Raw genomic sequence first — 14,149 nt, 5'->3', positions numbered from 1 at the left:
AAAACCGCTGGACCGGGTCAAGCAGAGCTGAATCGTCAAGCGCCGCGGCGTTGTGACGCGGGACCGGACTCGTCGTCCTCGTCCTCATCGTCATCGTTGTACAGATCCGCGTACTGGGCGTACGGGTCGTCTTCGTCTTCGTCGTCCTCGAACGGCTCGCCGTTCGGAGGCTGACTCGAAGTCGAAGCGCCCAGCTCGCTGGCCAGACGCGACAGGTCAGTCCCGCCGCTGTTGTACTTCAGCTGGCGGGCGACCTTCGTCTGCTTGGCCTTGGCCCGGCCGCGCCCCATGGCTCGACCCCCTCGGTGACGGGGCTCGACGGCCCCAGAGTCTTGACACGCGTTCATGATCTGGAACGGGCTCTCCGTGGAGAGACCGGTCCGTAGGGCTTCCACGGTACCTGAGCCCGCGCCCATACGGTACGTCGCCCGCAGGACGTGCCCGCATCCAGGACCCTCGGGGTGCCCCGTACCCGCTGGTCAACCGCGATTTTAACCACTTCTCGGCAGGCGACCCGCCGACGGACGTGAGAGTTCTCTCTAAGTGTGCGCCGACGGGTACCGATCAAACCCGGGAGGGGCCTCTCAGCGCCTCCCGCGCGCCTCCGCCATCCGCTGCTCGGCGATCCGGTCGGCCGCGGCGGCCGGCGGAATCCCATCCGTCTTCGCACGTGCGAAGATGGCGAGCGTGGTGTCGTAGATCCGGGCGGCCTTCGTCCTGCACCGCTCGAAGTCGAACCCGTGCAGCTCGTCGGCGACCTGGATGACACCGCCGGCGTTCACCACGTAGTCCGGCGAGTAGAGGATCCCGCGGTCGGCGAGGTCCTTCTCGACGCCCGGGTGGGCCAGCTGGTTGTTCGCGGCACCGCAGACGATCGTCGCGGTGAGCACCGGCACGGAGTCGTCGTTCAGGGCCCCGCCGAGCGCGCAGGGAGCGTAGATGTCGAGGCCCTCGACCCGGATCAGCGCCTCGGTGTCGGCGACCACGCCCACGGCCGGGTGTTTGTCGGCGATCCGCCGCACGGCTTCCTGCCGCACGTCGGTGATCACGACCCGGGCGCCCTCCTCCAGAAGGTGCTCCACCAGGTGGTGCCCGACCTTGCCCACGCCGGCGATGCCGACCGTGCGGTCGCGCAGCGACGGGTCGCCCCACAGGTGCTGCGCGGAGGCCCGCATGCCCTGGTACACGCCGAACGCGGTGAGGACGGAGGAGTCGCCCGCCCCGCCGTTCTCCGGCGAGCGCCCCGTCGTCCAGCGGCACTCGCGGGCCACGACGTCCATGTCGGCGACGTAGGTGCCGACGTCGCAGGCGGTCACGTACCGCCCGCCGAGCGAGGCCACGAAACGGCCGTACGCGAGCAGCAGCCCTTCGGTCTTGATCACATCGGGATCGCCGATGATCACGGCCTTGCCGCCGCCGTGGTCCAGACCGGCCATGGCGTTCTTGTACGACATCCCGCGGGCGAGGTTCAGCGCGTCGGCGACGGCCTCCGCCTCGCTCGTGTACGGGTAGAAGCGGGTACCGCCGAGCGCGGGGCCCAGGGCGGTGGAGTGGAGGGCGATGACGGCCTTGAGGCCGGTGGCCCGGTCCTGGCAGAGCACGACTTGCTCATGACCGCCCTGTTCCGAGTGGAACAGGGTGTGCAGTACATCAGCAGGTGCGCCGGTTACGTCGGTCACGGTGGTGACTCCTGAAGTAAGTTGCGGCGGGTGGAGACCGGCTCCCGTGTGGGTGGCGGGGGCTGTGAGCATGAGATTAGAGCCTGCATGCCCCGTCATCCGTGCAGCGCCGGGGATCACGTCCTCGCGGCGTACGCCCGTGCGAGGATTTGCATGGGTATCCCGCTCGTCGGGTGTGGGTTTCGCAGGTTTTCCTGGCAGTCGGCGGGGGAGGGAGCAGGCGTGCCCAAGGTGTCCTCCGTGATCGTCCCGTACACGACCTATCTGCGCGTGTACGAACCGCTGGCCGCCTTCCCGGAGCCGGAGCGCGGCTACTGGGCCCGCTATGCCCGGCGTGCCGACCGCCCCTCGTACCAGGACGAGCTGCGCCGCTCCCTGGCCGACCTGCTGCCCACCCCGCCGGTCCCGGTGCCGGTCCACGAGAGCAGCGACGCTTTCGTGCTCGATGTGGACGGGGTGGTGTGCGTCTGCCCGTGGCGCACCCGGCTCCGCGGCTGGCAGGCCCTGGACGAGCTGCCCGAGGAGCTTCCGCCGCCCGTCCTGGACTCGGTGCTGCCCCCCGTCGTACGGCGTCAGGCGGCCCAGGACTACGAGCGATGGCTGGCCCGCAACCCGGACGCGCGGCCCTGGATCCGTACGGCGACCTGGCAGGTGCCGCTGAACTGGTTCGTGCTGGTGTCCGACGAGGAGCGGCGGTTCGACAAGGGCTCCGGCGAGATCCCGGCGATGCTGCGCTACCGCACGCCCATGGTGCAGGCCCGGCGGCGGGTGGCGCGGGCCCTGAGGGCGCTCAAGGACGCCATCGACGAGAGCGTGCTGATCGACGGCCTGATCGACGTGGGGCGCTGGCTGGAGGAGTTCCACCCGCGCTCGCTGGTGGAGCTGGACTACGGCGGTCTGGTGCACGTGCTGCCGGCCGGCGAGCTGGAGGACGATCACTCGGCGGCCGACGTGGCCGAGGGGATCGAGGCGCTGCGGCTCGGTGACGGGGACGCGGCGGGGGAGGCCTACGCCCGGCTCGTGGAGCGGTGGCGGTCGGTGCTGAACCGGCGCTCGGCCAACTGAACGCGCCGCCGGTAACGAACTGACGTTTGACCTGGGGCCCGTTTTGGGGTTTCGTCCTCGCACTGACGTGTGTCCTGAGGTTTCGTCAACAAGGGACGTAGGTCCCGATCCGGGCGTTCGCCCCTCAAGTGTGTCAAGCGTGACGGAACGCACTTACGCGGCCCTTGCGCCCCTTGCCCCTCCTCATGCCAAAATAGGACAAGGAGTCCGGGGAGGACTCCTTCCGCCCCGTTGTGTTGCGATGTGGGCGGAATCTCATGCATTGCTCGCTTTGGGGGGTCTGGTGACTCCTGATCGCCACTGTGACTGATCGTCACAAGGGTGTGACTGTCCGCTATGGCATGGTCCATCGGCTTCCGTGGCTGATGAACACCTGGAGGGGCAATTCCATCGGTTTGGCCTACGCGGCTGGACGGATGGTGTAGTTGTAGTGCCGAGGACAAGCCGTTCGTCCTATAACCGACTCGACTCGCGTCCGCCATTTCGGGCAACGCGGGTCAAGGTGCAGAATTTAGAGGAATGAACCGAGAAGGTTCGGTTCTCCCGAGGAGGCCGCTCATGACCGCTCGCACCCCTGATGCCGAGCCGCTGCTGACCCCGGCTGAGGTCGCCACGATGTTCCGCGTCGACCCGAAGACGGTCACGCGGTGGGCGAAGGCCGGCAAGCTCACGTCCATCCGTACGCTCGGCGGGCACCGCCGTTACCGCGAGGCTGAGGTCCGCGCTCTGCTCGCGGGCATCCCGCAGCAGCGCAGCGAGGCCTGAACAACTGAATAACCGGGCAAACCGGCAGGTCCCCCACTTGTCGTAGCGCCCGGCACCACAGCTCCAAGCGACGCGGGTCCTGCCCCAACAGGGCTCACGCCCAAGCCTCCAGGGGCTTTCCGAGCACAACACAGGGTGCGTCGTAGATCGCGCTGGACTCCGCCGAGTCCAGCGCGATCTTTTTTGTGTGCGGAACGTGGCCGGTGGGGCGGATCTGTGAGCACCCTTGTCGGAGTCTGGGGAGGGCTGTCCGGTCTGCTGTGGGGGCCTTCTGGAGGTGGTGCAATTGCACATATAAAATTGACTAGTTGTAGGTGAGGCGTAAGTACCGCGGTTTTAAAAACTCATGCGGTGACACCCGTCACATGCCAGGGTCCTTGTTGCCTCTGGCTTGCGTGCGTTAGAGGGGGGCGCGTGCTCCAGCACTCCTGGTGCGGTGGGCTGTTGGGAATCGCCGATGGTCACGCGGGGGCGGGGCTCTCGTCCTCGACGCTCACGTCCACGCCCTGGGCCGGCTCCTGGGCGGCCGGCGGGGCGGCCGACGGGGCGTTCGGTGGGGCGGAGTCCATCGCCAGCCGCAACAGGCGGTGGCAGATCGGGCAGTGGCGCGTCAGATGGCGATAGGAGGAGGCGGCCGCCAGGTGCGCACGGAGTAATGCCCGCGTCTCGTGCCTGGCCGATGCCGCCATACGCCACCTCCTGGAGGCCGCACACGAGGCAGGCCCTGACTTCTGGGTACCGGGGGAACGGGACGCCGTCAAGACGGCGTGTGCCTCCCGGAGGGGCTTTTGGACGGGGCTGAACACAAGAGAGCCCGGGTCCGAAGGCCGGGCTGTCGTGAGTGGTGGCGGGCATGAAGAAGGGCCCGCTTCCCCTGACGGGTGCGGGCCCTTCATGCTGCTGCGGTCCTGACGGGATTTGCTGTACCCGATTGCGGCTGCGCCGCGGGCGCGGCCTCCACCTTGACAGGGTGGCGGGTGCTCTTGAGTGGTGGCGGGCATGAAGAAGGGCCCGCTTCCCCTGACGGGTGCGGGCCCTTCATGCTGCTGCGGTCCTGACGGGATTTGCTGTACCCGATTGCGGCTGCGCCGCGGGCGCGGCCTCCACCTTGACAGGGTGGCGGGTGCTCTTGAGTGGTGGCGGGCATGAAGAAGGGCCCGCTTCCCCTGACGGGTGCGGGCCCTTCTTCTTACTGCGGTCCTGACGGGATTTGAACCCGCGGCCTCCACCTTGACAGGGTGGCGAGCACTCCAAACTGCTCCACAGGACCAGGTTTCGCGGCGCTATTCGTGCGTTGCGCTGCGAGAAGAGACTCTACAGGAGGCGCCCCCTCCTGGTCGAACTCACCCAGTGTGGAGGCGCCGTTACGGTACGGCCGCGTCGATCGCCTTCACGATCCGCTTGTCGGAGATCGGGTACGCCGTCCCCAGCGCGTGCGCGAAATAGCTGACCCGCAGCTCCTCGATCATCCACCGGATGTCCCGCACCGAGGACGGGATCGGGCGGCCCTGCGGCATCTGTTCCAGCAGCCACGCGTACTCGTCCCGCATCTCGTGGACCTTCTCCATGCGCGTGGTGTCCCGCTGGACGCTCGTCGGCATCTGCTGCAGCCGCCGGTCCGCGGCGACGAGATAGCGCATCAGGTCGGGCAGCCGCCTCAGCCCCGCCTCCGTCACGAAGCCCGGCTTCACGAGGGCGTCCAGTTGCCCCCGTACGTCTGCCAGGTTGGCCAGCAGCACAGCGCTCCGTACGCCCTTCAGGCGGCGCTCACAGGCCTGCCAGGCGGCCAGCACCTGCTGTACCTGATCCACCGTACGGACCGTCGTGTCGACGATCTCCGCGCGTACCTTGTCGTAGAGCTTCCGGTACGACTCCTCGTCCCAGACCGGGCCGCCCAGGTCGCCGATCAGCTTGTCGGCCGCCGCCATCGCGCAGTCGTCGAAGAGCGCCTGGATCGACCCGTGCGGATTCGCGGACAGGGCGAGCTTCTGCGGGTTCGTCAGCTTCTCGGACGCGAACTTCGCCGGGTTGACCGGGATGTTGCGCAGGATCAGCCGGCGCGTGCCCTTCCACATCGCCTCCGCCTGCTCGGCCTCGGTGTCGAAGAGCCGTACGGAGACGGTGTTCGCCGTCGGTCCGTCGTCGACCAGCGCCGGGTACGCCTTCACCGGCTGGCCGGCGCGGCGGGTCTCGAAGACGCGGGTGAGGGAGCCGATCGTCCAGTCGGTGAGGCCCCTGCGCTCCAGGGACTCGCTGCCCTGCCGCTCGGCGGTGGCGGCCGCCGCCTGGGACAGGGCCTGCCTCGCCTTCGGCCGCAGACGGAGTTTCAGCGCCTCCAGGTCCTTGTCCTCGGCCAGATTGCGGCGACGCTCGTCGACGATCCGGAAGGTGACGCGGAGATGGTCGGGGACCCTCGACCAGTCGAAGTCGTCCGCGGTGAACGGGACGCCGACCATGCGCTTGAGCTCACGCGCCATGGTCGTGGTGAGGGGCTCCTGGAGGGGAACCGCCGTGTCCAGGAACCGCTTCGCGAAGTTCGGCGCCGGCACGTAGTGGCGACGGATCGGCTTCGGCAGGGAGCGGATCAGCTCGGTGACGACGTCTTCCCTCAGGCCCGGGATCTGCCAGTCGAAGCCCTCGTCAGTGACCTGGTTGAGGACGTGGAGCGGGACGTGGACGGTCACGCCGTCCGCGTCCGCCCCCGGCTCGAACTGGTACGTCACCCGGAACTTCAGCGCGCCCTGCCGCCACGAGTCCGGATAGTCGGCCTTGGTGACCGCCTCCGCCGACTCCCGGATGAGCATCTCCCGCTCGAAGTCGAGGAAGTCGGGCTGCTCGTGCCGCCTGTGCTTCCACCAGGAGTCGAAGTGGGCTCCGGAGACGACGTGTTCGGGCACCTTCTGGTCGTAGAAGTCGAAGAGCGTGTCGTCGTCGACCACGATGTCCCGGCGCCGGGCCCGGTGCTCCAGCTCCTCGACCTCGCTGAGGAGTCTGCGGTTGTCGGCGAAGAACTTGTGGTGCGTACGCCAGTCACCCTCGACCAGGGCGTTGCGGATGAAGAGCTCGCGGGAGGTCTCCGGATCGATCCGGCCGTAGTTGACCTTGCGCTGGGCGATGATCGGGATGCCGTACAGCGTGACCTTCTCGTACGCCATCACCGCCGCCTGGTCCTTCTCCCAGTGCGGCTCGCTGTACGTGCGCTTCAGCAGGTGCTCGGCGAGCGGCTCGACCCACTCCGGCTCGATCTTCGCGTTGACCCGGGCCCAGAGGCGGGACGTCTCCACCAGTTCGGCGGACATCACGAAACGCGGGGGCTTCTTGAAGAGGGCCGAGCCGGGGAAGATCGCGAACTTGGCGTTGCGGGCGCCCAGATAGTCGTTCTTCGCGCCCTCCTTCACGTCCTTCATGCCGATGTGGGAGAGCAGGCCGGCGAGGAGGGAGACGTGGACGCTCTGGTCGGCCGCGTCCTCTTCGTTCAGATGGATGCCCATCTGCTTGGCGACCGTACGCAGCTGCGAGTAGATGTCCTGCCATTCGCGGATGCGCAGGAAGTTCAGGTACTCCTGCTTGCACATGCGCCGGAAGGAGGAGGAGCCCCGCTCCTTCTGCTGCTCCCGCACGTACCGCCACAGGTTGAGGTAGGCGAGGAAGTCGCTCGTCTCGTCCCGGAAGCGGGCGTGCTGCTGGTCGGCCTGGGTCTGCTTGTCGGCGGGGCGCTCGCGCGGGTCCTGGATGGACAGCGCGGCCGCTATGACCATGACCTCCCGGACACAGCCGTTCTTGTCGGCCTCCAGGACCATCCGGGCCAGCCGCGGGTCCACGGGCAGCTGCGCGAGCTTGCGGCCGGTCTGGGTGAGCCGCTTGCGTACGTCCTTCTCCGCCGGGTCCAACGCGCCGAGCTCCTGGAGGAGTTGGACGCCGTCACGGATGTTGCGGTGGTCCGGCGGATCGATGAACGGGAACTTCTCGATGTCGCCGAGACCTGCGGCGGTCATCTGCAGGATGACGGAGGCGAGGTTCGTACGGAGGATCTCCGCGTCCGTGAACTCGGGCCGGGCCTCGAAGTCGTCCTCGCCGTAGAGGCGGATGCAGATGCCGTCGCTGGTGCGGCCGCAGCGGCCCTTGCGCTGGTTGGCGCTGGCCTGCGAGATCGGCTCGATGGGGAGGCGCTGGACCTTGGTGCGGTGGCTGTAGCGGGAGATACGGGCGAAGCCGGGGTCGATGACGTACTTGATCCCGGGGACGGTCAGTGACGTTTCCGCGACGTTGGTCGCCAGCACGATCCTGCGTCCGGTGTGCTGTTGGAAGACGCGGTGCTGCTCGGCGTGCGAGAGTCGGGCGTACAGGGGCAGGACTTCGGTGAACCGGAATTTCTTTTTGTCGAGCGCGTCCGCGGTGTCCCGGATCTCCCGCTCCCCGGAGAGGAAGACGAGGATGTCGCCCTTGCCCTCGCCCATGAGCTCTTCGACGGCTTCGGTGATCGCGGTGATCTGATCCCGGTCGGAGTCCTCGCCGTCCTCCTCCAGGAGCGGGCGATAGCGGACCTCCACGGGATACGTGCGCCCGCTGACCTCGACGATCGGGGCATCCCCGAAGTGCCGGGAGAAGCGCTCCGGGTCGATGGTCGCGGAGGTGATCACGACCTTCAGATCGGGGCGCTTCGGCAGCAGTCGGGCGAGGTAGCCCAGCAGGAAGTCGATGTTCAGGGACCGCTCGTGGGCCTCGTCGATGATGATCGTGTCGTAGGCGCGCAGCTCGCGGTCGGTCTGGATCTCGGCGAGCAGGATGCCGTCCGTCATCAGTTTGACGAAGGTGGCTTCCGGGTTCACCTGGTCGGTGAACCGCACCTTCCAGCCGACGGCCTCGCCGAGTGGCGTGTCGAGCTCCTCCGCGACCCGCTCCGCGACGGTGCGGGCGGCGATACGGCGGGGTTGGGTGTGCCCGACCATGCCGCGCACTCCGCGACCCAGCTCCAGACAGATCTTCGGGATCTGGGTCGTCTTGCCGGACCCGGTCTCACCGGCGACGATGACGACCTGGTGATCACGGATGGCGGCCGCGATCTCGTCCTTCTTCTGGCTGACGGGCAGCTGCTGGGGGTAGCTGACGTCGGGCACCCGGCCGCGGCGCTTACGCATCCGCTCCTCGGCCTGTGCGACCTCCGCCTCGATCTCGGCGATTACGGCGGCGCGGGCCTCCGGCTTGCGGATCCTGCGCGCGCCTTCGAGCCTGCGGCCGAGCCGGTGCGCGTCGCGCAGGGACAGCTCGGTCAGGCGGGGGGCGAGAGCGGCGAGGTCGGGGGTGCCCGGAGCGGGAGCGCCGGGGGCGGGGTGCGTAGACATACGCGGTCCAGGATCTCATCCCCGGGAAATCTGTGGCGAACGCTTTTGTCTGCGGCGGTGCGGCAGCGTTCTCGGCGGGCTGTCGCGCCTGCGGCGGCCGGTGGGGGGGCGGGGACGGGATGGGGGTGTCCGTCCTCGGTCTGGCGCGGAATCGGTTTCTCATCTAGTGGGCGGTGTTGACGCGCCAGACGCTGCGGGCGGACACCCCCGTCCCGTCCCCTTGCCGCCGTGGGCGGCTGTGCGGCCTCTGGGAACGCATGACAAGGGCCCCGTCCGTTTGGACGGGGCCCTTGGGTTGTGGCTGGGGCCGGGGTCGAACCGGCGACCTATCGCTTTTCAGGCGATCGCTCGTACCAACTGAGCTACCCAGCCACGAGGCTTCCGGAGAAGCCTCAGCGGTCCTGACGGGATTTGAACCCGCGGCCTCCACCTTGACAGGGTGGCGAGCACTCCAAGCTGCTCCACAGGACCTTGCTGTGCGTACGACAGTGTCGCACACGGTATTGCGTGCCCCCAACGGGATTCGAACCCGTGCTACCGCCTTGAAAGGGCGGCGTCCTAGGCCGCTAGACGATGAGGGCTATCGGCCCGCCTGGGCGCTTCGCAGCGCGTCGGGGACGTGTGAAGCATAGGCGATGGCGGGAGGGATCGCCAAAACGGTTTAGGGGGCCTCCGTGGAGGGGGCGGAGGGGGAGGAGGGGGAGGAGGAGGGGCTGAGGGAGGAAGGGGTGGGGGAGGAGGAGGGGCTGAGGGAGGAAGGGGTGGGGGAGGACGAGCCGGGGGACGGGGTGGCGCCGGGTTGGTTCTCCTTTACGAGGTGGCGACTGACCTCGGCTGTCGTCAGGCCGAGGCCGCCCAGCTCGATCTCGTCCCAGGCCTGGAGGCGGCGGGTGTCGCGGTCCATGTAGAGGATCGAGGCCTCGATGGGGTCGGGGTACTTGCCTTCCACCGCGCGCAGACCGCTGCCGCCGGTGGAGCCCTCGATCCGCAGGCGGGTGCCGTACTTCATGACCTCCATCTCCTCGTGGTGGAGGTGGCCGGACAGGGCCAGCGGAACCTCGCCGTCGGCCTCGCGGACCGTCGCCGGTTCGTGGGCGACGGCGATGTCGGCGGGGGTGCCGGCCGTGAGCTGGTCGCGCAGGGCGGAGGCCAGGCGGGCGCCGGCCAGTTCCTGGGACGCCTCGGCGCCGGGCCGCGTCGAGCGGTCGGGCGTGTACTGCGGGTCGCCGATGCCGGCGAAGCGCAGGCCGGCGACGGTCTGCGCCCGGCCGTCGTCCAGGACGTGCACGTTCTTCATCCGGGACAGATAGCGCTGGGTGAGCGTGGAGTCGTGGTTTCCGCGGACCCAGACGTACGGGGCGCCCAGGTCCTCGATCGGGTCCAGGAAGCCGTTCTCGGCCGCCGTGCCGTGATCCATGGTGTCGCCGGAGTCGACGATCACATCGACCTTGTACTGCTCCACCAGCGAGGCGATGATCTTCCAGCTCGCCGGGTTCAGGTGGATGTCGGAGACGTGCAGCACGCGGATGGTGGACGGGTCGGGCGCGTACGCGGGGAGCGTCGAGGTGGCGTCGTACAGCTTCGTCACGTTCGTGACCAGGCGGGCCAACTCCTTCTGGTACACGTCGAATTCGGTGACGATGCTGCGGGCGTTGCCGACCAGGGACGGTGCGGAGGACAGCAGGCCCGAGAACTTCGGTTCGAGGACCGACTCCGGGTTCCAGGTCGCGTACGCCGTTCCGCCCGAGGCGGCGAGGAGGGTGAACGCCAGGCCGCCCGCGGCGAGGGCGCGGCGGGGGCGGCGGTAGACCGCGAGACCGAGGGCGGTGGCGCCGGAGACGACGGCGACGCAGGAGCGTACGGCGAGGTCGAGGGTGCCGTGGGCGACATCCGCGGTGACCTCGTCCTGGAGTCCGGAGAGACGCTCGGGGTGGTCGACCAGGGCCTGGGAACGGACCGGGTCGAGCTGGTCGACGTTCACGTCCAGACGGACGGGGGCGTGATGGCTGTTCAACTGCAGCGCGCCGAGCGGCGAGACGTTGATCTTCGTGCCGCCGGTGAACGACGGACGCAGGGTCATCGTGGTGTTCATCGGGCCGACCGGGGCCCGTACGTTGCCGACGATCAGCAGGCCCAGCCAGGCGCCGAGCACGACGACGGCGACGAGCCCGAGGGCGCGGACCCAGGGGTGCGGCTGGGGGACGAGCTCGACGATCGGGTCGGGGCGGCGCGTGCGGTAGCGGCGGGCGACGGTACGGGAGGTCCTGCGGATGGGGTTCACGATCTTCCGGACGGCTACGGGGACGCGGGCCATTGGTCCCGTATGCCCAAGCCCGCCCACTGATATGCGGGGGGTACGGGGAGCGCGGGGGCGCTCGTGACTCTCGTACGGGCGTTCCGTACCGGACAATGGGCCTGTGCTGGAGATGACGCGCGAGGAGTTCGAGGAACTGGTCGCCGAGGCGCTGGACCGGATTCCGCCGGAGTTGACGCGGCTGATGGACAACGTCGCGGTGTTCGTCGAGGACGAGCCGCCGGCGGACGATCCCGAGCTGCTCGGGCTGTACGAGGGGACTCCCCTGACCGACCGGGGCGAGTGGTACGCCGGCGTGCTGCCGGACCGGATCACGATCTACCGGGGGCCGACGCTCAGGATGTGCGCGTCGCGGGAGGAGGCCGTCGCGGAGACGGAGGTGACCGTGGTCCATGAGATCGCGCACCACTTCGGGATCGACGACGCCCGGCTGCACGCCCTCGGGTACGGGTGAGGTGAGCCGTACGGACCGGGGCTGTTCGCTGCGGGGCGCGTGTCCTCTTGTGGGCGGCGGGAGTTGGACGGGTTGACTCCTTCACCCTCCACCGGAGGTGGCTGCCCGTGCGCCCCTTGTACGTACCCGTCCGTCTGGCCGCCACGGTCATGGCCGTCGCCGCTGCCGCCGGCTGCATGAGCGTGGGTGACGACGACGGCGGCGGCGGTGCCGGCGGGCGCGCGAAGCCGTCGCACTCGGCCGGGCAGCGGGGTGGTGAGGAGCCCGACGGCGGGGCGGCGGTGTCGGGCGGTGGCGTGGGCGTCGGCGCGGCGGCCGGTGACGGCAAGCACGGGCACGGCAAGCACAAGAAGGGCAAGGGAGCGTCGGCAGGGGCCTCGGCCTCGGCGCGGGCGGAGGCCGGCGCGTCCGCCCCGGCGAAGGGCGGCCCGCACAGGCCGCCGAAGCCGGGGGCGCCGTCGCCGACCGACGCCGAACCGATGCCCACCCGGACGGTCGAGCCGCCACCGCCACCACCGCCGACCCCGACTCCGCCGCCGCCGGCCTCGCCGACCCCCGAGCCGCCGACCCCCGAGCCGTCGTCCTCGGCGCACGAGCCGCCGGGACCGCAACCGCAACTGGCCCAGCGGGAACCGGCACCTGAGGCCGGGTCACCGGCGTAAGCCTCTGGCCATGGGTCTGACCTGCGTGCGGGCCTGTGTGACCTACGTCTATCCGACTCGGTTTGCCTTGGGGGGAGAGGGGTGCGTATGGTGGTAGATCGTTTGATCCCATTGCCCGGCGCCAACGCAGAGCGCGCCGTGTGGCGCGTTCTCTCCCCTTGCCGTGGCTGACCGCATAGAGGCGGTCGTATTGCGAAACACGGAGTTGACGGGCGCGTGCCGACGAGACTCCGGAAGGTTTCGCATACGCATGTCCATTTCCAGTACTGATCACGTCGTTGTGCCCGAGAACGAAGGCACTGAGGGCGCGGCGGACGCTCCCGAGGTCACCTTCGCGGACCTCGGCCTCCCCGAGGGTGTCGTGCGCAAGCTCACCCAGAACGGCGTGACCACCCCCTTCCCGATCCAGGTCGCGACCATCCCGGACGCCCTGGCCGGCAAGGACATCCTCGGCCGTGGCCGCACCGGCTCCGGCAAGACCCTCTCCTTCGGTCTGCCGGCCCTGACCACGCTGGCCGGCGGCCGCACCGAGAAGCACAAGCCGCGCGCCGTCATCCTCACGCCGACCCGTGAGCTCGCCATGCAGGTCGCCGACGCGCTGCAGCCCTACGGCGACGTCCTCGGCCTGAAGATGAAGGTCGTCTGCGGCGGTACGTCGATGGGCAACCAGATCTACGCCCTGGAGCGCGGCGTCGACGTCCTCGTCGCCACCCCGGGCCGGCTGCGCGACATCATCAACCGCGGCGCGTGCTCCCTGGAGAACGTGCAGATCGCCGTCATCGACGAGGCCGACCAGATGTCGGACCTGGGCTTCCTGCCCGAGGTCACCGAGCTGCTCGACCAGGTCCCGGCGGGCGGCCAGCGCATGCTCTTCTCGGCCACGATGGAGAACGAGATCTCCACGCTGGTCAAGCGCTACCTGATCGACCCGGTCACGCACGAGGTCGACAGCGCCCAGGGCAACGTCACGACCATGTCGCACCACATCCTCATCGTGAAGCCCAAGGACAAGGCGCCGGTCACCGCCGCGATCGCCTCCCGCAAGGGCCGCACGATCATCTTCGTCCGCACCCAGCTGGGCGCCGACCGTATCGCCGAGCAGCTGTGCGACTCGGGCGTGAAGGCCGACGCGCTGCACGGCGGTATGACGCAGGGCGCGCGTACCCGCGTGCTGGAGGACTTCAAGAAGGGCTACGTCAACGCGCTCGTCGCGACCGACGTCGCCGCTCGCGGTATCCACGTCGACGGCATCGACCTGGTCCTGAACGTGGACCCGGCCGGCGACCACAAGGACTACCTGCACCGGGCCGGCCGTACGGCCCGTGCCGGTCGTACGGGCACGGTCGTGTCCCTCTCCCTGCCGCACCAGCGCCGTCAGATCTTCCGTCTCATGGAGGACGCCGGGGTCGACGCCGGGCGTCACATCATCCAGGGCGGCACGGCGTTCGAGCCGGAGGTCGCCGAGATCACCGGTGCCCGGTCGATGTCCGAGGTGCAGGCCGAGTCCGCGGGCAACGCGGCGGAGCAGGCCGAGCGTGAGGTCGCCCATCTCAGCAAGCAGTTGGAGCGGGCGCAGCGGCGCGCGACCGAGCTGCGCGAGGAGTCCGACCGGCTGGTCGCCCGCGCCGCCCGCGAGCGCGGCGATGACCCGGAGGCCGCGGTGGCCGAGGCGCAGGCGGCGGTCGCCGCGGCCGCTGCGGTGTCCGTGCCCGAGCAGCCGGTGGCGCAGGACGTCGACAAGGCGGAGCGCTCCTACGAGCGTCGCGACAACGACCGTGGTGGCTTCCGCCGCGACGACCGTGGTGACCGTGGTGACAACCGTGGTGGTGGCCGTTCGTTCGAGCGCCGTGACGACAACCGTGGTGGTG

The 14,149-nt window shown here is 69.3% G+C and carries 10 protein-coding genes and 4 tRNA genes; 5 read left to right on the top strand and 9 right to left on the bottom strand.

Features of this window, described 5'->3' with window-relative positions; translation table 11 throughout:
* Positions 1 to 35: 35 nt before the first annotated feature.
* Positions 36 to 290: a DUF3073 domain-containing protein gene (locus tag AB0H86_RS03105; RefSeq protein WP_362432310.1), complete on the bottom strand. Its 255-nt coding sequence runs from the start codon at positions 288 to 290 to the stop codon at positions 36 to 38.
* 294 nt (positions 291 to 584) lie between these two features.
* Complete coding sequence (locus AB0H86_RS03100) at positions 585 to 1,679, bottom strand: Glu/Leu/Phe/Val dehydrogenase dimerization domain-containing protein (RefSeq protein WP_362432307.1); 1,095 nt, start codon at positions 1,677 to 1,679, stop codon at positions 585 to 587.
* Between the two features lie 222 nt (positions 1,680 to 1,901).
* Between AB0H86_RS03100 and AB0H86_RS03095 the strand changes: the two genes are divergently transcribed.
* Together AB0H86_RS03095 and bldC are read left to right on the top strand one after the other, a co-directional pair.
* On the top strand, positions 1,902 to 2,744 hold the full coding sequence (locus AB0H86_RS03095; protein WP_362432305.1) for a hypothetical protein: 843 nt from the start codon (positions 1,902 to 1,904) through the stop codon (positions 2,742 to 2,744).
* Between the two features lie 558 nt (positions 2,745 to 3,302).
* Positions 3,303 to 3,509 carry a developmental transcriptional regulator BldC gene (gene bldC, locus AB0H86_RS03090; protein WP_003949541.1) on the top strand — a complete coding sequence of 69 codons (207 nt, stop codon included), beginning with the start codon at positions 3,303 to 3,305 and terminating at the stop codon, positions 3,507 to 3,509.
* Between the two features lie 461 nt (positions 3,510 to 3,970).
* On the opposite strand, the gene AB0H86_RS03085 is transcribed toward bldC, so the two are convergent.
* The 7 genes from AB0H86_RS03085 to AB0H86_RS03055 all read right to left on the bottom strand — a co-directional run bounded on the left by AB0H86_RS03085 (position 3,971) and on the right by AB0H86_RS03055 (position 11,165).
* Positions 3,971 to 4,198, bottom strand: a complete 228-nt coding sequence (locus AB0H86_RS03085) for a DUF6274 family protein (RefSeq protein WP_362432303.1) — start codon at positions 4,196 to 4,198, stop codon at positions 3,971 to 3,973.
* Between the two features lie 506 nt (positions 4,199 to 4,704).
* Positions 4,705 to 4,779 (bottom strand) — tRNA-Asp (locus AB0H86_RS03080).
* 94 nt (positions 4,780 to 4,873) lie between these two features.
* Entirely contained in the window at positions 4,874 to 8,851 is a 3,978-nt protein-coding gene (gene hrpA / locus AB0H86_RS03075) for an ATP-dependent RNA helicase HrpA (RefSeq protein WP_362432300.1), read from the bottom strand.
* Between the two features lie 298 nt (positions 8,852 to 9,149).
* Positions 9,150 to 9,223: transfer RNA gene (locus AB0H86_RS03070), tRNA-Phe, on the bottom strand.
* 24 nt (positions 9,224 to 9,247) lie between these two features.
* Positions 9,248 to 9,322, bottom strand: a tRNA-Asp gene (locus AB0H86_RS03065).
* A gap of 37 nt (positions 9,323 to 9,359) precedes the next feature.
* Positions 9,360 to 9,432 (bottom strand) — tRNA-Glu (locus AB0H86_RS03060).
* An 80-nt stretch (positions 9,433 to 9,512) separates the two neighbouring features.
* The gene (locus AB0H86_RS03055) at positions 9,513 to 11,165 is read right to left on the bottom strand and encodes a metallophosphoesterase (RefSeq protein ID WP_362432298.1); all 1,653 of its coding nucleotides are present in this window, start codon (positions 11,163 to 11,165) and stop codon (positions 9,513 to 9,515) included.
* A 103-nt stretch (positions 11,166 to 11,268) separates the two neighbouring features.
* Between AB0H86_RS03055 and AB0H86_RS03050 the strand changes: the two genes are divergently transcribed.
* The 3 genes from AB0H86_RS03050 to AB0H86_RS03040 form a co-directional block, all read left to right on the top strand.
* Positions 11,269 to 11,619, top strand: a complete 351-nt coding sequence (locus tag AB0H86_RS03050; RefSeq protein ID WP_362432295.1) for a metallopeptidase family protein — start codon at positions 11,269 to 11,271, stop codon at positions 11,617 to 11,619.
* A gap of 107 nt (positions 11,620 to 11,726) precedes the next feature.
* Positions 11,727 to 12,281 carry a hypothetical protein gene (locus AB0H86_RS03045; RefSeq protein ID WP_362432293.1) on the top strand — a complete coding sequence of 185 codons (555 nt, stop codon included), beginning with the start codon at positions 11,727 to 11,729 and terminating at the stop codon, positions 12,279 to 12,281.
* Positions 12,282 to 12,531: 250 nt separating this feature from the next.
* Positions 12,532 to 14,149 (top strand): DEAD/DEAH box helicase (locus tag AB0H86_RS03040; RefSeq protein WP_362432291.1); only part of this gene is annotated, 1,618 nt, incomplete at its 3' end.

Origin of the sequence: Streptomyces sp. NPDC050997, from assembly GCF_040660135.1 — a bacterium.
GTDB lineage: Bacteria > Actinomycetota > Actinomycetes > Streptomycetales > Streptomycetaceae > Streptomyces.
Note: the sequence above shows the minus strand (reverse complement) of the source record. Positions and strands in the feature narration are given on the sequence as shown.

Bases quoted from the DNA above. Each gene is read 5' to 3' on its own strand.
- AB0H86_RS03105 (WP_362432310.1), bottom strand. From the start codon at position 290: ATGGGGCGCGGCCGGGCCAAGGCCAAGCAGACGAAGGTCGCCCGCCAG.
- bldC (WP_003949541.1), top strand. From the start codon at position 3,303: ATGACCGCTCGCACCCCTGATGCCGAGCCGCTGCTGACCCCGGCTGAG.
- AB0H86_RS03085 (WP_362432303.1), bottom strand. From the start codon at position 4,198: ATGGCGGCATCGGCCAGGCACGAGACGCGGGCATTACTCCGTGCGCAC.
- hrpA (WP_362432300.1), bottom strand. From the start codon at position 8,851: ATGTCTACGCACCCCGCCCCCGGCGCTCCCGCTCCGGGCACCCCCGAC.
- AB0H86_RS03055 (WP_362432298.1), bottom strand. From the start codon at position 11,165: ATGGCCCGCGTCCCCGTAGCCGTCCGGAAGATCGTGAACCCCATCCGC.